This is a genomic window from Methylocystis sp. H62 (assembly GCF_015709515.1).
Classification (GTDB): domain Bacteria; phylum Pseudomonadota; class Alphaproteobacteria; order Rhizobiales; family Beijerinckiaceae; genus Methylocystis.
Map to the genome: position 1 here is coordinate 390203 of NZ_JADNQZ010000058.1, position 17764 is coordinate 407966.

Annotated in this window: 14 protein-coding genes and 1 other RNA gene; 11 read left to right on the forward strand and 4 right to left on the reverse strand. The window is 64.2% G+C overall.

What is annotated here, in order from left to right; all coding sequences use genetic code 11:
* Window positions 1-100 precede the first annotated feature (100 nt).
* Window positions 101-1006: a hypothetical protein gene (locus IYY11_RS18535; protein WP_196405390.1), complete on the reverse strand. Its 906-nt coding sequence runs from the start codon at window positions 1004-1006 to the stop codon at window positions 101-103.
* A 182-nt stretch (window positions 1007-1188) separates the two neighbouring features.
* On the opposite strand from IYY11_RS18535, the gene IYY11_RS18540 reads away from it, so the two are divergent.
* The 4 genes from IYY11_RS18540 to hrcA all read left to right on the forward strand — a co-directional run bounded on the left by IYY11_RS18540 (window position 1189) and on the right by hrcA (window position 6021).
* Window positions 1189-2454 carry a glycosyltransferase gene (locus tag IYY11_RS18540; RefSeq protein WP_196405210.1) on the forward strand — a complete coding sequence of 422 codons (1266 nt, stop codon included), beginning with the start codon at window positions 1189-1191 and terminating at the stop codon, window positions 2452-2454.
* Window positions 2455-2629: 175 nt separating this feature from the next.
* A complete protein-coding gene (locus IYY11_RS18545; RefSeq protein WP_196405211.1) occupies window positions 2630-3898 on the forward strand; it encodes a glycosyltransferase in 1269 nt (422 codons plus the stop codon).
* A gap of 167 nt (window positions 3899-4065) precedes the next feature.
* Window positions 4066-4851, forward strand: a complete 786-nt coding sequence (locus IYY11_RS18550; protein ID WP_196405212.1) for an outer membrane protein — start codon at window positions 4066-4068, stop codon at window positions 4849-4851.
* Between the two features lie 84 nt (window positions 4852-4935).
* The gene (gene hrcA / locus IYY11_RS18555; RefSeq protein ID WP_196405213.1) at window positions 4936-6021 is read left to right on the forward strand and encodes a heat-inducible transcriptional repressor HrcA; all 1086 of its coding nucleotides are present in this window, start codon (window positions 4936-4938) and stop codon (window positions 6019-6021) included.
* Window positions 6022-6063: 42 nt separating this feature from the next.
* Here hrcA and IYY11_RS18560 read toward each other — a convergent pair whose 3' ends face one another.
* Complete coding sequence (locus IYY11_RS18560; protein ID WP_196405214.1) at window positions 6064-8307, reverse strand: primosomal protein N'; 2244 nt, start codon at window positions 8305-8307, stop codon at window positions 6064-6066.
* 99 nt (window positions 8308-8406) lie between these two features.
* Here IYY11_RS18560 and IYY11_RS18565 point away from each other — a divergent pair, with 99 nt between their 5' ends.
* Window positions 8407-8898 (forward strand): hypothetical protein, encoded by a 492-nt coding sequence (locus IYY11_RS18565; protein WP_196405215.1) that lies wholly within the window; start codon window positions 8407-8409, stop codon window positions 8896-8898.
* A 26-nt stretch (window positions 8899-8924) separates the two neighbouring features.
* Here IYY11_RS18565 and IYY11_RS18570 read toward each other — a convergent pair whose 3' ends face one another.
* Window positions 8925-10181, reverse strand: coding sequence for an NAD(P)/FAD-dependent oxidoreductase (locus tag IYY11_RS18570; protein ID WP_196405216.1), 1257 nt, complete (start codon window positions 10179-10181; stop codon window positions 8925-8927).
* A 268-nt stretch (window positions 10182-10449) separates the two neighbouring features.
* Window positions 10450-10812 (reverse strand): small metal-binding protein SmbP, encoded by a 363-nt coding sequence (gene smbP, locus IYY11_RS18575; RefSeq protein WP_018408856.1) that lies wholly within the window; start codon window positions 10810-10812, stop codon window positions 10450-10452.
* Between the two features lie 166 nt (window positions 10813-10978).
* On the opposite strand from smbP, the gene rnpB reads away from it, so the two are divergent.
* From rnpB to IYY11_RS18605, 6 genes are all read left to right on the forward strand, one after another.
* Window positions 10979-11359: RNase P RNA component class A (gene rnpB / locus IYY11_RS18580), an RNA gene on the forward strand.
* A gap of 344 nt (window positions 11360-11703) precedes the next feature.
* Complete coding sequence (gene rsmH, locus IYY11_RS18585; RefSeq protein WP_246720082.1) at window positions 11704-12705, forward strand: 16S rRNA (cytosine(1402)-N(4))-methyltransferase RsmH; 1002 nt, start codon at window positions 11704-11706, stop codon at window positions 12703-12705.
* A complete protein-coding gene (locus tag IYY11_RS18590) occupies window positions 12705-13118 on the forward strand; it encodes a hypothetical protein (protein WP_196405218.1) in 414 nt (137 codons plus the stop codon). Before rsmH ends, IYY11_RS18590 begins: the two co-directional genes overlap by 1 nt.
* Window positions 13115-14890 (forward strand): penicillin-binding protein 2, encoded by a 1776-nt coding sequence (locus tag IYY11_RS18595; protein ID WP_196405219.1) that lies wholly within the window; start codon window positions 13115-13117, stop codon window positions 14888-14890. Before IYY11_RS18590 ends, IYY11_RS18595 begins: the two co-directional genes overlap by 4 nt.
* Window positions 14890-16341, forward strand: coding sequence for a UDP-N-acetylmuramoyl-L-alanyl-D-glutamate--2,6-diaminopimelate ligase (locus IYY11_RS18600; protein ID WP_196405220.1), 1452 nt, complete (start codon window positions 14890-14892; stop codon window positions 16339-16341). The genes IYY11_RS18595 and IYY11_RS18600 overlap by 1 nt, the downstream gene beginning before the upstream one ends.
* On the forward strand, window positions 16338-17756 hold the full coding sequence (locus tag IYY11_RS18605) for a UDP-N-acetylmuramoylalanyl-D-glutamyl-2,6-diaminopimelate--D-alanyl-D-alanine ligase (RefSeq protein ID WP_196405221.1): 1419 nt from the start codon (window positions 16338-16340) through the stop codon (window positions 17754-17756). Before IYY11_RS18600 ends, IYY11_RS18605 begins: the two co-directional genes overlap by 4 nt.
* Window positions 17757-17764 lie beyond the last annotated feature (8 nt).

A 17764-nucleotide genomic window follows, 5' to 3' on the forward strand; every position in this document is an offset into this window, starting at 1 on the left:
GCGTCGCGCCGAGCGGCAAAGAAAATCCGCATCGCGACGCCTAAGCGGCGGAGCGGCGCGCCGGCGCAAAGGCGCGCACGATGCGAAACGCCGCCGCGCGTCATTGCTTGAACCTCGCCCAGGCGGCCTGCGAATAGTGCGTCCACGCCTCATCGAACACGCCATTCTTCGGCAGCGCTGTCGCGCCGGCCCAATGCGCGAAATAGATTTCCTTGCCTTCGTAGTCGACGGGCTTGCCGTTCTTAAATTCGACGCCTGGCGCTTTGTAGAAGCTTTCGTGGGAGGCGCCCGCGATGACGTTCGGCAAAAGCTCGATTTTCAGGCCGCGGCGGTGCGTGACGAAATTGACGAGCGGCTGGGCGAAGAGCTGACCGCGCTTGCGCACGTCATGGAAAATGACGGCGTCGTCGCGGACGGTATCCATGAAATCGGACAGCTTCAGATATTGGTTCGAGGTGACCCAGAAGCCGTCATTGAAAAGGAGCGCGTCCTTCAAAAACGGATAGTGGTCGCGCCGGTCGTTGTAGACATATTCGAAGCTCGGAGAGGCGACGATGAACTCCGTCTTGCCTTTGTCCAAACGGCCGAACAGCGGCGTGAAGTCGCGAAACAGAATGACGTCCACGTCGACATAGACGACTTCATCGAGCGGCAGCGCGAGCGCTTGCAGCTTTCTTAGCCGACGGCGGTTGGTGTTGAAGATGCCGGGGTAAAGTTCATGCGAGAGCTTGTCGATTTCGGTCGGCTCTTCGCCGACGTAATGCGCCCCGTAAATTTCCGCCGCGCGGCGCGTCATGACGACATTGTCGTCATAGGGAATGAGATAAAGCGGCAGCCCGGAATTGGTGTCTCGGTAGCTTTCGAGAAAAGGCAGCAGCCAGTCGATGATCTTGTCGTTGCCGACGATGGCGACGCCGTAGCGCTTGGCAGGGGCTGGGGTGGGCGCGGGGCTGGCCGCCGCGGCGCCTTCGGGCGATAAGACTGGATTTGGAACGCGAAGCCTCATATAGGGGATGTATTTGAAAATGTCGGGCAAAAGCAAGGGGCGGCTCGGTATTGAGGAAAGATGCGGGTCGGGACGCCTCAATGTGAAACAGCAGCGATGCGGCGCGCCTGAGCGGCCGAGCGCGCGGTTTTCCTAAGCTATTTGAGAACGATCGACCATGTTGCAGCACGATGTCTGATACGATGAGCCATATTTCGTCATCCGCGGCGCGCGGGGCGCAGACCGCAGGCGCGCAGGCGCGGCCTTTTGCCGGCAAAACCGTGGCCGTTGTTCATGCCGCCTGGCACAGTTGCGGCAGTTATCAGGTGAACGTCAGTCAGATCGCCGCCTATAAGGCGCTTGGCGCGCGCGTCGTGTCTGTCGCGATGATGGACGATCTCGCGCGCCCTCCGCCGCTCGGCGGGCGCTGGCCAGCCTATATTGAAGCGTCGCGCGACATCGGCGCCGACCGTCGATTTTATTCGGGCGCGCCGTTCTCCGCCTTGGCCTCTCGACTGCTTGTCGATGGCTGGTGGCGGCTGATCCACGGCGATCAGGCGTCGTGGCTCATCGAACTCGCGAAGCGCGCGCCCTTGCCCGAAGGATTCGAAAGCGAGTCGATCGACTTCATCCACGCCAATCATTACTTCACGCTGCCCTTCGCGGAACGGCTGATGCGCGGCCGTAAAGTTCCGGTCGTTCTGGAGACGCAGGACATTCAGGCGCGCCAATATGTGTTGCGCAACAAGGGCGGATTCTTCATTCCGCCCTATGCGACCTACGGCGGCATGCTTGAGGTCGAACTCGCATGGATGCGCCGCGCCGATCTTTGCGCGCATCTCAATGAGGAGGAGCATCGCGATTTCCAAAAGCTCCTGCCGGAGTTGCGACATGCGCTCATTTACCCGGCGGTGGCGTCGGCGCCCTTGGCGCGCGGCCGCGACATCATCATCGTGGCGAGCGACAATTACGCCAATTACATGAGCCTCCGCTGGTTCCTGCAGGAGGTCATGCCCTTTGCGGGCGACGCCCGCGTCGCGATTTACGGCAATATCGACGGCGCCATGAAGAGACGCGACGCGGCGCTCTATGAGTCGCATCGCGCCTTGTTCAAGGGCCGCGTCGACGACATCGGCGCGGTCTACGCCAACGCCGGCTGCGTGCTGCTCCCGACCGTTGAAGGCCACGGCCTGTCGATCAAGGCGGTCGAGGCGCTATCTTGCGGCGCGCCTCTCGTCGCGACGCCGCTGGCGTTTCGCGGCATGCAAGTCGATCCCGCCAAACTCGGAAATGTGGCTCTCGCCGAAAACGCCAGGCAATATGCAGCCTTATGGCGCGAAGCCCAGGCGCGCGCCGTCAGCGGAGAAGCCGCAGAGCCGGAGCGAAGCGACACGCGCCGCCTGTACGAAGACGCGTTCAGCCCAGAGGCTTATGCGCGCGCTCTGGCAATGGCCGCCGCAGCGCTCTAAACTGACGCGGCAAGAGCGCCAAATTCGTCGCTTGCGCGATCGCGAGCATAGACCGTGCTTCTTTGGTCGGCGCCTGCGCGCAAACGCGCCATGTTGCAGCAGTTCCGCGCTAAAGCGATTGTCGGGGCAGTCGAACTCTGCTTAGGCTGCGGTTCGCGCCAGCTGGAGGAACGGGTTGAGCGTTGCATCGAGTGATTGCTTCGCCTGCGCCCAACGTCCGCTTCTTGGCCGGCGCGTCGCGCTGATCCACCCGGCTTGGCACTCTTGCGGCACCTACCGCGTCGTCCTTGGCCAGATCGCCGCCTATCGCGCGCTGGGAGCGGAAGTTTTTCCGATCGCGATCAGTTCCGATCCAGGCTTCGTTCCGGGTCGGAGCTGGATTTGGAAATCCTTCAACCAGGCGACTCCCGAACTTGATGGCGACCCCCGCTATTACGGCGGCGCGCCGTTCCACGCGATGCTCTCGCCCCAATTTTTGCGTGACGTGTTGTGGCCCTATCTCCATGGCGATCAGGCGGTGGTTCGTCTTGGCATGGCGGAGCGCGCGCGGCTGTCGCCCGGCATCGAGGGCGCGACGTTCGATCTCGTTCATTGCAACCACTTTTTTCTGATGCCGATTGCGCGCCGTCTTGCGGGCGGCGCGCCGATCCTGCTCGACACGCATGATTTGCAGGCGCGGCAGTTCGCGCTGATCAACGAGACAAAGCTCTGGCTTGCGCCGCGCGCCTCCTACGAATCGATGCTCGCGCAGGAACTTGAGGCGATGCGCGGCGCCGATCTGCTGCTGCATCTCAATGCGCAGGAGGCCGAAGACTTTCGCGCTCTAATTCCTGAAAAAGCGCATGCGCTGCTCTATCCCGCAACGCCTGAGGCGCCGACCGGTCCTGGCGGTCCGGACATCATTCTTATCGCGAGCAACAACACCGCCAATGTCGAAAGCGTCATCTGGTTTCTGCGCGAAGTCGCGCCGAAAGCGCCGGGCGTCGCCGTGAAGATCGTCGGCAATGTCGACGCGGCTGTGCGCTCTAAGGCGCCAGAGCAATATGCCGCCTATAAGGACTGGTTTCTGGGCCGGGTCGAAGATCCCGGCGTCGTCTACGCGAACGCCCGCCTCGCGCTGCTGCCGACAATCAGCGGCACTGGACTTTCGATCAAGACGGTCGAAGCGCTGTCGAGCGGCCTGCCGCTGATCGCCACCACCCAGGCGATGCGTGGGATGGATGAGGAAGCGTTGCGCCTTCCTGGCGTCGCCATTGTCAGTTCGGCTGAAGAATTCGCCGACGCGTTGAACCGGGCGGCGGCGGTCAGCGCGCCTTTGGACGAAGCGGGGCGGCGCGGCAGCCCGGCGCGCCGCTATTACGAGTCGCGGCTTTCGCTCGCGGCGTACAAGGCGAGCCTCGGCGTTCTCGCGGCCGCGCTGATCAGCGCCGGATCTAGGGAGTAGATTCAGGAAATCAGTAGGTTGTGGGGAGGTGTGTCTCATCGGCAACGGCGCCCGAAAAACGGCGCTATGACCCTTGGCGCTAATTACGTCTTAGGTTTGATGGTGATACTTTAGCATTCGAAACTGCCGTTCGTCCCGAGAGGACGAGCTCATTGGAGGCGCCTCGAATGACTTTCAGAACTTTTATTTTTGGCGCCTTCGCGTCAGTTTTGGCGGTCAGCGCCGCTTCGGCGGCTGACCTTCCGAGCTACAAGGCTCCGCCGCCGCCTCCGCTTCCGCCGCCCTTCAGCTGGGAAGGCTTCCATATCGGCGTCAGCGGTTCCTATGCCGGCGGCGTCTCCAGCCAGTATTCGAACCTTTACGCGCTGCAGCCCGGGTCGTTCCTAGTGTTCCCGACGTCGAATTCGATCGGCACGAGCGGATACATGGTCGGCTATCAGAATGGTTATAACTGGGTGTTCGCCAACCGTATCGTGGTCGGCTACGAAAGCGAATACAACTACGCCAACGTTCGAGCGACGAATACGAACGGCTATTTTACCGGCGTCGGCGCCAGCAGCCGTCTGCAGTGGTTCGGCGCGGAGCGTTTACGCTTCGGTTACGCCTTCGGCCGGATCCTCCCCTACATCACCGGCGGCTTGGCCTACGGCAAGGTGAGTCCCTACGGCCAGCAATGGGCGAATGGATCGGTGTTCCCGTCCAGCCGGGCCCTATGGCAGGCGGGTTTCACCGTCGGCGCCGGCGTGGAATACGCCGTTCTCGACAACTGGACCGTCAAGGCGGAGTATCTCTTCACCCGCATGAAGGGCGCATCCGGCGCAAGTATCGGCTTCCCCTTCGCTTACCGCGTCACCACCGGCAACAACCTCGACACCCACATCGCGCGCATCGGCGTGAATTATCAGGTCAAGAGCTTCGGCGCGCTGATCGGCATGCCTGAACTCGGCCTCTGATCGACTGTCCTCCCCGACGTCGACAAAGCCCGGCCTTGCGGCCGGGCTTTTTTTGTTGGGCCTTCGATGTGATATTCTCAAGATATGATCCGCAGCGGCCCGCTTACCCACACATCGGCTCTCAGTCTCGTGCAACTCAGCGAGCGCTCCCGCGAAATTTTCAGGCATATCGTCGACACCTATCTCGCCTCGGGCGATCCGGTGGGCTCGCGCAATCTCGCCCGGCTCCTGCCGATGACGCTGTCGCCGGCCTCGGTGCGCAATGTCATGCAGGATCTGGAGGAGCTTGGCCTCATCTATGCGCCGCATACCAGCGCCGGACGTCTTCCGACCGAACTTGGCCTGCGTTTTTTCGTCGATTCCATGCTGCAGATCGGCGACGTCGAGGAGAACGAGCGCGCGCGCATCGCCGCCGAGGTCGAAGCGGCGTCCAAAGACCATGATTTTCCCGGCGTCCTTGCGGAAGCGACGAGTCTGCTGTCGGGACTGACGCGCGTCGCCGGCGTCGTCGTCGCGTCCAAGGACAATGTGCGGTTGAAGCAGATCGATTTCGTGCGGCTCGAGCCGGAGCGGGCTCTGGTCATTCTCGTCGCCGATGACGGATCGGTCGAAAACCGCGTGATTCCCGTCGCGCGCGATCTTCCGGCGTCCGCGCTGACGGAAGCCGCCAATTATCTGAACGCGCGCGTCTCCGGACGGACGATCGCCGAAGCTCGCGAGAACATTGAGGCCTCGCACCGAGCCGCGCAAATGGAGCTCGACGAACTCGCCGCGCGGATTGTCGAAGCCGGACTGGCGACCTGGGCGGGCGCGATGGGCGAATCGCGCCAGCTGATCGTGCGCGGGCAGGCGCATCTTCTCGAGGACTTGACCGCCGCCGTCGACCTCGAACGCGTTCGACTCCTGTTCGCCGATTTGGAAACGAAGACGGAAGTCATCGATCTGCTGGAGCGGGCGGAGCAGGGCGAAGGGGTCCGCATCTTCATCGGCTCGGAGAACAAGCTGTTCTCGCTTTCAGGCTCATCGATGATCGCGGCGCCGCTGCGCGACAGCGAACGCCGGATCATCGGCGCGCTCGGCGTCATCGGCCCGACCCGGATCAACTACGCGCGGATCGTTCCGATGGTCGACTATACGGCCAGGGTCGTGGCGCGCGTCATCGGCGGATAAAGCGCGCGCCGCGTCGGTCTCCAAGCGCAGACAGCGATAGCGTTACGAGAAATTTTGCGGGTCGACGTCGATCTGAACGCGCACGCCGCCTCGCTCCTTCGGTCCGGCCGCGAGCATGTCGCGCAGAAAAGCCTGCATGTCGGCGCTTCGCGGTCCTTTGGCCAGCAAGCGGAATCGGTAACGGCCGCGGATGAGCGCAATGGGCGCTTCCGCGGGACCAAGCAGCGCGATTTCATCCTGCTCGGGCCAGGCGCCGGGCGCAGCGACTCTGTAGCGCGGCGATGGCGGCAGTTCATGCGCCGTGCGCGCGAGGGCGCGCGCATGCGCTTCCGCCGTGGCTGCGTCCTTGGCGGAAACGATCAGCGCGGCGAGACGGCCGAAGGGCGGCAGTCCCGCCCGCTCGCGTATGGCGATCTCCTGTTCGTAGAACTTTTCCGCGTCTCCCGAGAGAAGCGCCGCGATCACCGGATGCGCCGGGTGAAACGTCTGGATCAGCGCGTGGCCGGGCTTGTCGCCGCGCCCGGCGCGCCCTGTGACCTGATTGAGCAGCTGAAATGTGCGCTCGGCGGCGCGCGGATCGCCGCTGCCCAAGCCCAGATCCGCGTCGACGACGCCGACAAGCGTCAGATGCGGAAAATTGTGGCCTTTGGCGACGAGTTGGGTGCCGATGACGATGTCGAAGCTCCCCTTTGCGATCTCCTCCAGTTCGCGCCGCAGCCGATCGGCGCCGCCGGGAAAATCCGAGGAGAGGACGAGTATGCGCGCATCTGGAAAGAGCGTCGCCGCTTCTTCGGCGAGCCGCTCGACGCCCGGTCCGCAGGCCGCGAGCGAGTCCTCGGCGCCGCATTCAGGGCACGCGTGCGGACGACGCTCGATATGGCCGCAATGATGGCACATCAGCGCACGCCGAAAGCGATGCTCGACGAGCCACGCGTCGCAATTTTCGCAGCGGAAGCGATGGCCGCATGTGCGGCAAACCGTTAGCGGCGCATAGCCCCGCCGATTGAGAAAGAGCAGCGCCTGCTCGCCGCGCGCAATCGTTTCGCCGACCGCCAACGCCAGCCGGGGCGCGATCCATCGGCCGCGCGGCGGGCCTTCCTTGCGCATGTCGATCGCTTCCAGCGTCGGCATCAGCCGCGCGCGCGCCCGGGAATCGAGTCGCAGATAACCGTACCGCCCGCGCATCGCGTTGACGCGGGTTTCGATGGAGGGCGTCGCCGAGGCGAGAACGATCGTGGCCTCCTCCATCCGCGCGCGCACGACCGCCATATCGCGCGCGTGATAGCTGACGCCGTCGTCTTGCTTGTAGGCGCCTTCATGCTCCTCATCGACGACGATCAGCCGCAGATCCGAAAAGGGCAGGAACAGCGCCGAGCGCGCGCCGACGACCACTCGGACTTCGCCCGTCGCGCAGCCGCGCCAGATGCGCGCGCGTTTGCGCGCCCCGACGCCGGAATGCCACTCGGCGGGCTTTTCGCCGAAACGGTCGGCAAAACGCTCAAGAAATTGAGTCGTGAGCGCGATTTCCGGCATCATGACGAGGGCCTGTCCGCCGGCCTCCAGCGCCTGGGCGATCGCCTCGAAATAGACCTCGGTTTTACCTGAGCCGGTGACGCCTTCGAGCAGAAAGGGCTTGAACGCCCGCGGTGAAAGCGACGCCTTCAGCGCATCGGCGGCGTCCTGCTGCGCGGGCTCCAAAGCGGGCGCGGCGAATAGAGGGTCGAGCGGCGGCGCGATCGGCTGCGGCGGCCCGGCGATCGCCTCCAGCGCGCCCTCGTCGACGAGCGCGTCGATGACGCCCAATGAGCAGGCGGCGGCTTCGGCAAGCGCTTTCTTGGCGAAAGCGACGCCGCCTTCCGCGGCTTTGAGGACGCGGGCGCGCGTCGGCGTCAATCGTTCCGGGACATTGCCCGTCGCGCGATAAAGAATACGCGGCGCCTCGGGCCCGGCGTCTTCGGCCGCGCGTGTGGCGAGCCGTAGCGCCATGCCGCGGGGGCTAAGCGTGTAGCGCGCGAGCCAGTCTATGAAGCCGCGCAGCTTTTGCGAAAGCGGCGGCCGGTCGAGACGGGCGCTGACCGTCTTGAGATTCCCCCCAGGGCCCGAGCCGCCGTCGATCGACCAGACGACGCCGTAAGCCTCCCGGCGCCCGAGCGGCGCCGTAACGCTGTCCCCGGGGGAAAGCTGCATCGCCGCCGGGGCGAGGTAGGAATAGGTCGAATCGACCGCGACGGGCGCCAAGATCTCGACGACTCGCGCTCTTTCGTCCTCGTCCTGCGCCGCGCTCATGCCCAGGGCTTAATCCATTTCGGCTTCAGCGAAAAATTTTCTGGAACGAAGCGGCGTGCGACGGGGTTCGAGTATCTCAACGCCTCCACGGAGCCTTCGATGGAAAAATTGTCGCGCATCGGTCTGTCAGCGCTTGTGACGGGAAGCGTCGCAAGCGTCATCTCCACCGCCGCCCTCGCCGCCCTCGCGACGCTCGAAGGCAGGGGCGCGCTGGAGCCCACCAACGCCACCAGCCATTGGCTTTGGGGGCGCAAATCGCGCGGGCGGCGCGACGTCGACGCCGCACACACGGCGGTGGGCTACGCGACGCATCACGCATCGGCCGTCTTCTGGGCCTTGCCCTTCGAGGCCTGGCTCGCGGTTCAGCCGCCGCGCTCAACCTTCGAACTGATCGGCGATGCGGCGATGATGTCGGGAATAGCCGCCACCGTCGATTATGGCGTCGCGCCCAAGCGAATCACGCCCGGTTGGGAGTTCGCCTTATCGAACCGCTCGATGGTCGCGGCCTTTGGCGCGTTGGCGGTCGGTCTGGCCTGCGGCGCGGCGGCGTCTCGTGCGCTTCTGGGCGGAGAAGAGCTAGAGCTAAGGTAGCGACCCAGCCTCCCGTGGGCGCTGGCTTAGCGCGTAATCAGTCGCGAGCCGCGATTGCCCGTCAGATAGGTCGCGATCCAGCTGATCGCGACAAGGATGCGGCTGCGCAAATTCACCAGAAAATAAATGTGCACGACGCTCCAGAAGAGCCAACCCGGAAAGCCGGTCAGCTCCAGTCGGCCGAGTTTGACGATCGCAGAGTTGCGGCCGATCGTCGCCAAATTGCCGTAGTCCCGGTAGCGGAAGGGTTTACGCGGCGAGCGCCCTTTCAGACGGAGTCGGATGGCGCGTCCGGCGTATTTTCCCATTTGCTTGGCGGAAGCGGCGAGCGCCGGAACCGGCGCGCCATCAGGACCGGTCAGGAGAGCGAGATCTCCAATCGCATAGACGTCGGGAAGGGCGGGAACCGTCAGGTCTTCGCACACCGGAATGCGTCCGGCGCTATCGCTTTCAACGCCCAGCCAGTTCGCCGCGGGCGACGCCCGCACGCCAGCCGCCCAGAGAATCACGCCGGCGGGAATCTCATTTTCTCCAGCGACGAGTCGGTCCTCGAAGATCTGGTCGACGGGCATGTCCGTGCGCACGTCGACGCCCTTTGCTTCGAGCGCATCGCGCGCGTAGTCCGAAAGCCGTTCGGGAAAGCTTGCAAGAATGCGGGGCCCCGCCTCGAGCAAAATGATGCGCGCGTTCCGTGGATCGGCGCGGCGAAACTCCGGCGGAAGCGTTCGCCGGGCGAGTTCGGAAATTGCGCCGGCGAGTTCGACTCCTGTCGGACCGCCCCCGACGATGATGATGGTGAGCAATCTCTCGCGCTCGACCGGATCGACGCTCACTTCAGCGCGTTCGAAGGCGAGAAGCAGCCGGCGGCGGATGAGCGTCGCGTCTGAGATGGATTTCAGCCCCGGCGCCAAACCTGCCCAGTTGTGACCGAAGTAGGAGTGGGTGGCCCCTGTCGCGACGACGAGGCAGTCATAGCCGATCTCGCATTTGTCGGTCTTCACGACTTTTCGGGCGACGTCGACGCTCTCAACCGTGAGCATCAGCACGGTCACTTCCTTTTGGCGGCGCACGATGTGGCGTATCGGCCAGGCGACGTCAGGCGATGCAAGGGCCGCCGTCGCGACCTGATAGAGCAGGGGCTGGAAGCAATGATGATTGTTGCTGTCGAGAATGAAGATGCGCGCTCCGGCGCCAGCAAGCGCCTGCGCAGCCGCAATCCCGGCGAAGCCGCCGCCGATGATGACGACGCGAGGTTTGGGCTCGGAGGCGCTGCTGTGCTGCATAATGAACCGTCCCCGGCAGGCGAGTCGTCAATTGGGCAGCCCGCCCATCGCGACTCAAGATTTAAGCCATCAAAGGCGCCAAGGTTCCAGCCTCCGCGACGCCGTCTCGCCGCCATCCGAGGCAAAGCAACAAACTCAAACGGCGCAGGGCTTGACGCGAGTGCGGTCTCAACCCGGATGGAAAAATGATCAGCGGTATGGATCGAGAAGCGTACGCTTCAGCTTGGGAGAGCCGCGACGCGCAGCATGCGCATCGCGGCCCATCGCATTATTGATTTGCCGCCTTCAAATGAATGAGCGCGGTTTCGGCATGACGGACGCCTTTGTCAATCCGACTGGCGTGGTGGGTGCGCTTGGCCGTCTTGAGCGCTTGGCTGAGATGCTTCATCGCCGTCTTGATGTGGCCCTTGGGGTCTTCCCCGCTGGCCGCCTTGGCGTGATCCCAAGCGTTATGCGCATGCTCGGCGAAGGAGGAGGCGTTATGCTGCTTGCCTTCCTTGATCGCCTCATTGGTCTCCTCGATCGCCTGAGTCAGATGCTCGCTATCGCTTCGCGCCAACGCCATATGCGGCGTCACGAGAAAAGCGGTCGCGACGGCTAAAGCGGCGAAAATCGAACGACGTGACAGCATTAATATTCTCCCTTATCGCACTTCTCTTTGATCTCGGCCCGGCGCCCCTCAGCATTAGCCAAGGCGAAGAACCAATTAAGAGATGGCGACTATTGCTTAGCTATCCAAGGCGACGTTTTGACGCCGTTCTTGCATTCCGTCGCGAGGGCGCCTATCCCTCAAGAGGCCAGTCGGCTGGACGGCCGCTGCCGAAACGCAGAGGAAAGTCCGGGCTCCACGGAGACACGGTGCCGGATAAGGTCCGGCGGGGGCGACCCCAGGGATAGCGCCACAGAAAGCAAACCGCCGCGTAAGCGGTAAGGGTGAAAGGGTGCGGTAAGAGCGCACCGCCCGGACGGCGACGTTCGGGGCACGGCAAGCCCCGCCGGGAGCAAGACCGAATAGGGGCGACGGAAGGCCTTAAGCGCGAGCTTTTTGCCTTCAACCCGTCTCCGGGACTGTCGCCCGGGTTGGTTGCTAGAGGCGGACGGCAACGTCCGTCCCAGAGGAATGGTCGTCACGTTCTGCAAAGAACGTACAGAACCCGGCTTACAGGCCGACTGGCGTTTTAATCAGTGGAATTTCATAGAGGAGATAAGCGGTCGAGATAGATTTCGCGAAAAAGCGGCGTCGGCCGGATCAGAAAGCTTCGCGTCATTCTGCTTGCGCCGCCATGAGGCCGCCAAATTCGCGCCACCGTAAACGCTCCCTTAACGATAAAAAAGCCTAATAAGACCGGTTGCCGAATTCGGCGCGTGGCGACCAGCCTGCTTCCGACGCCTCGCGGGTTTCATGTCGATCCAGACCGCCCAGCCGCAATTGAGTCGTCTCGACGAGCCAGAACTCGCCGGACGCACAGCGTCGCGCCGCCGATCCTCTCGCGCCGCGCGCCGCCTGGTGAGGAGCATGATTATGACGTCGGCGCCGCATATTCCGGTGCTGCGCGAGGAGGCGATCGCCGCCCTCGGCGTCCATCGCGGCGGCCGCTATATCGACGCCACCTTCGGCGCCGGCGGTTATACCCGCGCCATCATGGCGCAGCCGGAAACGCGCGTGCTTGCCTTCGACCGCGATCAGACCGCCGTTAAAGCCGGTCAGCCGCTTGTCGACGAGATGCGCGGACGCTTGACGCTCGTTGACGCGCGCTTTTCTCAACTCGAGGATGTTGCGCGCGCGCAAGGCTTTGCGCCGCTTGACGGCGTCGTCTTCGACATCGGCGTCTCGTCGATGCAGTTCGACCAAGCCGCGCGCGGCTTTTCCTTCCGCGCCGAGGGCCCGCTCGATATGCGCATGGAGGGGCGTGGGCGCAGCGCCGCCGACATCGTCAATGAAGCGGATGCGGAGACGCTCGCGGACATCTTGTATTTCTATGGCGAGGAGCGCGCCGCGCGGCGCATCGCCCGCGCCATCGTCCACGACCGTGAGATCGCGCCTTTTCAAACGACAAGAGCGCTGGCCGAAATGATCGCGCGCGTCGCTCCCAATCGCGCCAGCGACATTCATCCGGCGACCAAAAGCTTTCAGGCGCTGCGCATCGCCGTCAACGACGAGCTTCAGGAATTGCTGAAGGGGCTGCTCGGCGCTGAACGCCTTCTCGCCGCAGGCGGTCGGCTCGTCGTCGTGACGTTCCATTCGCTTGAGGATCGCATCGTCAAACAGTTTCTCGCCGAACGCTGTGGTCGCGGCGAAACCGGTTCCCGCCGTCTGCCGGGCGAACCCGCGCCGCCGCAGCCAAGTTTCGTTTGCGAAGGTCGCCAACCGGTGACGCCGACGCCCGCCGAGACGGCGGCCAATCCGCGCGCGCGTTCGGCCAAACTGCGCTACGCGACGCGCACGGCGGCGGCGCCGTATCCGCTCGACGAAAGGCTCGCGCGTCTCGCTCGCCTGCCCGATCGCGACAAGGGAAAAGCCTGATGCTGCGGCTCCTCAATATACTTGCGGTTCTGGTGCTCGTCGGTTCGGCGGTTTACGCCTATTCGATCAAATATCAGACGAGCTATCGCGCCGAGCAGATCGCAAAGACCAAGATCGAGATCAGGCAGGAGCGCGATGCGATTGCGGTGCTGCGCGCCGAATGGGCCTATATGACCCGACCGGAGCGCATTCAGCAGCTCGCCGACGCTTATCTGCCCGGCATGAAACAGCTTGAAGCGACCCAGATCGTCGCCGCGCAATCGCTTCCCGAGAGATCGCCGCGTATCGACTCCATCGGCAATAAGCTTGACGCGCTCGGATTGAGCATGCCAGCGACGCCACCCGTCCCCGGCAGCGCGCCGACGACCACGCCCAAAGCGCAGGGACAAAGCCAAGAGCGACGCAAGCCATGACGCAGACGATGCGCGACACGCAACCTTCGCCGCCGCCGAGCGGCAGAATTCGCGCGTTTCTGCGCGCCCTGTTTTCGACGAGTCTTGCGCTGAGCGCGTCGCGCATGCGGCTCGCGGCGCTGGTTTTTCTCGTGCTCTACGCGGTGATTTCGATCAAGCTCGTCTATCTCGCATTTAAGCCGGAGGCGGCGACGTCGCGGCGCGCCGCGGCGGAGGCGGTCGCGGCGTCCCGCCCGGACATCATCGATCGCAACGGCGAGGCGCTCGCAAGCGACGTCAAGGTGATGTCGGTGTTCGCCGAGCCGCGCCGCATCATCGACAAGGACGAAGCGACCGAGCTGTTGACCGCGGTTTTGCCTGGCCTCGACGCCCGCGAATTGCGAGAGCGGCTCGGCTCCAAGAAGGGCTTCGTTTGGGTGAAGCGCGAGGTGACGTCGCATCAGCGCGACGAAGTCTTCCATCTCGGACTGCCGGGCGTCGGACTGATCGCCGAAAATAAGCGCGTTTATCCCAACGGACCGATCGGCGCGCATGTGCTCGGCTTCGCCAATGTGGACAATCAGGGCATCGCCGGCATCGAAAAATACATCGACGGGCAGGGTCTCGCCGATTTGCACGGCGCCGGCTTCGGCGTAACGCCCGAGGAACTCAAACCCGTGTCGCTTTCGCTCGACATTCGGGCCACGCATGCGTTGCGCGACGAACTCGAAAAGGGCGTCGTTCATTTCAAAGCGAAGGCAGGCGCCGCGGCGATCTTGGACGTTAACACCGGAGAGGTGATCGCGCTCGCGTCGCTTCCCGACTACGATCCGAACAAGCCGACGGAAGCGCTCGATCCGATCCACATCAACCGCATGAGCGTCGGCGTCTATGAGATGGGCTCGACCTTCAAGGCGCTGACCATCGCGATGGCGCTCGACTCCGGCAAGGTCAATCTGAATTCACGGCTCGACGCGCGCGGGGTGCTCTCTTTCGGGCGCTTCAAGATCCATGACTATCACGCGCAAAATCGCGCGCTCACGCTGCCAGAGGTCTTCACCTATTCCTCCAATGTCGGCACCGCGCGTATGGCGATGGGGCAGGGCGTCGAGCGGCACAAGGCGTTCTTGCGCAAGATGGGCCAGCTCACGCGCATGCGCACCGAACTGCCGGAAAGCGCCGAACCCATCGTGCCGAAAAACTGGGGCGAGTTGAACACCATGACCATCGCCTTCGGGCATGGCCTCGCAGTGGCGCCGCTCCAGGCGATGATGGCCGTCGGCGCGCTGATGAATGGCGGCTATCTGATCACGCCGACCTTCATCAAGCGCAGTGAGGAGGAAGCGAAGTCGGGCGCCGAACGCGTCGTGAAGCCGGAGACGAGCGAGGCGATGCGTTATCTCATGCGCCTCAACGCCGAAATCGGCACGGCGCGGAAGGTGAACGTCCCCGGCTATTACGTCGGCGGCAAAACCGGCACCGCGGAAAAGGTCGTCAACGGCCATTATTCCAAGAGCAAGCTGTTTAACACTTTCATGGCCGTCGCGCCGTCGGACAAGCCGAAATACCTGTTCCTGACCATCATGGACGAACCGCAGGGACTGCCGGAAACCGGCGGCTACGCCACGGCGGCCTATAACGCCGGTCATGTAACGGGCGAGATCATCGAGCGCGTCGGTCCGATTCTCGGCCTCGCGCCGCGTTTCGAGCCGCCGCACCAGCCTTTCCCTCTCCTCGCCAAATTGGGTTATGGCTATGCCAATGTTCCGGCCCGCGGCGGCGGAGGGCATTGATGCTGCTTTCCGAACTGCTTGCGACGCCAGACCTTGAGCCCGCCTTGCGCGGGCTCAAGGTCTCCGGCCTGACGGCGGATAGTCGAATGGCGCGCGGCGGCTTTGCCTTTTTCGCCATCCCGGGCCACGCCGGCGACGGCATGTCCTATGTCGCCGACGCGAAGTCGCGCGGCGCCTGCGTCGTCGTCGCGCAGCGGAGAGCTGACAGCCCGCTGCCGCTTGTCGTCGTCGATGACGTTCGGCGCGCCCTGGCCCTCGCCGCCGCGCGCTTCTTTTCGCGTCAGCCGTCGACGATCGCGGCGGTTACGGGAACGAGCGGCAAGACGTCGGTGGTGGCCTTCTTGCGCCAGATCTGGGCCGCGCTTGGACATGAGGCGGCGTCGCTCGGCACCGTCGGAATCGTCGATTCTCGCGGCGCGCATTATGGAGCGCTGACGACGCCCGGACCCGTCGAACTGCATAGAACGCTGGACGAACTTGCTGGACGGGGCGTGACGCATCTCGCCATGGAGGCGTCGTCGCTCGGGATCGATCAGCGGCGGCTCGACGGCATGCGCGTCGACGTCGCGGGCTTCACCAATTTCTCGCGCGACCATCTCGACCATCACGCCGACATGGAGGAGTATTTCGCCGCGAAGATGCGGCTCTTCGACACGCTGCTGCACCCCGGCCAGACGGCGGTGATCGACGCGGACAGCGACATTGCGTCCCGCGTCATCGACATTTGCCGCGCGAGGGGCCTCACAATTTTGAGCGTCGGTTCGAAGGGAGAGACGATAAGGCTCCTTTCGGCGACGCCGTCCGCCTTAGCGACGTCGCTGCGGCTCCGCCATAATGACGCCGACTATGAGGTCAATCTGCCGCTTGCCGGCGCCTTCCAGGTCTCGAACGCGCTCGTCGCCGCCGGGCTGGCCATCGCCAGCGGCGATGATCCGGGGCAGGTCTTTGCGGCGCTCGACGCGCTCAAGGGCGCGCCGGGACGGCTCGAACTCGTCGGCCAGCGTCATGGCGCGCCGATTTTCGTAGATTACGCGCATAAGCCCGACGCGCTGGAGAAAGTGCTCGCCACTTTACGGCCGCTGACAAAAAAACGCCTGATTGTCGTCTTCGGGTGCGGCGGCGATCGTGATCGTGGCAAGCGCCCGCTGATGGGAGACATCGTCGCCCGCGCGGCCGATGTCGCCATCGTCACGGACGACAATCCGCGCAGCGAGGACGCCGCCGCCATTCGCGCAGAAATTCTCGAAGGAACCCGTAGCGGCGCGGCGCACATCATCGAGATCGGAGACCGGCGCGCGGCGATCGCCAAGGCCGTCGCGGGGCTTGAAGCGGGCGATGCGCTCGTCGTGGCTGGAAAGGGCCATGAAACCGGGCAGATCGTCGGCGACAGCGTTTTGCCTTTCTCTGATCATGAGGCGATTGCGCAGGCGCTCAAGGAGAATCATCCATGACCAAGAGGCCGTTATGGTCGGGATTGGCGCTGGTCGGCGCGCTGCGCGCGCGCGCGAGCGGCGGCCTTGCGCGCGAAGCCACGGGCGTTTCCATCGATACCCGCACCCTTCAGCCCGGCGATCTGTTTATCGCCATCAAGGGCGAGACGCGCGATGGTCACGACTTCGTGCGAGCGGCTTTTGAGAAGGGCGCGGCGGCGGCGGTCGTCGACGAAGCGCATGCGGCTGAGTTTTCAGGCGCCGGGCCGCTGTTCGTCGTCAGAGACGTGCAGCAATCACTCGAGTCGCTCGGCGCGCGGGCGCGTGAACGAAGCGCCGCCTTCATCGCCGCCGTCACCGGCTCCGTCGGCAAAACCTCGACGAAAGACATGATCCGGCTGATGCTGTCGCGTTTCGGCGAAACGCATGCCTCGACGGCGTCTTACAACAATCACTGGGGCGTGCCGTTGACGCTCGCCCGCATGCCGGCGGAGTCGCGCTTTGGCGTGTTCGAACTCGGCATGAATCACGCGGGCGAGATCGCCGCGCTCGTCGCTCAGGTGCGCCCCCACGTCGCCGTCGTGACCCGCATCGCGCCGGTTCATCTCGAATATTTCGGATCAATCGAGAAGATTGCGGACGCCAAGGCGGAAATCTTTTCCGCGCTCGATGGCGGCGTCGCGATCATCAACCGTGACGATGGATTTTACGAGCGTCTCGCCGCGGCGGCTGCGCCGACCGCCAGCCATGTCTTTGGGTTCGGCGAGACGGATGGCGCGCATGCGCGGCTCCTGTCGTACGAGCCTGCCGGCGAAGGCGCGCAGGTCGAGGCGGAAATTCTCGAGCGGCGCCTGCGCTTTCGCATCGGCGCTCCCGGCAAGCATATCGCCATGAACGCGCTCGCGGCGCTGCTCGTGGGCGTCGTTTTCGACGTGGATTTGGAGGAAGCTGCGGCGGCCTTCGGCGAATTCACGCCGCCTTCGGGACGCGGCCAGCGCGAAAAAATAGCGACGCCAGAGGGCGCGTTTACGCTTATCGACGAAAGCTACAACGCCAACCCGACCTCCATGCGGGCGGCGCTGCAGCTGCTCGGCGGCGCGGCCACAGGACCTGGAGGCCGGCGCATCGCCGTGCTCGGCGACATGCTGGAGCTCGGGCCTCAGGCGGCTGAACTGCACGCGGAGCTCGCTCACGACCTCATTGGCGCGAACGTCGATCTGCTATTCACCTCGGGGCCATTGATGTCACGCTTGAGTTACGCTGTGCCTGATTCGATGCGCGCGGCGCATCGGGCGACGGCGCTGGAGCTGGAAGAGGCCGTTCTCGCAGCGGTTCGTCCCGGCGATGTGGTGATGGTGAAGGGCTCCAATGGTTCGCGGATGGCGCGGATCGTCGCGGCCTTGAAAAGCGCATTCGCCCCCGAAATGGTGAACTGAGGAGAGAC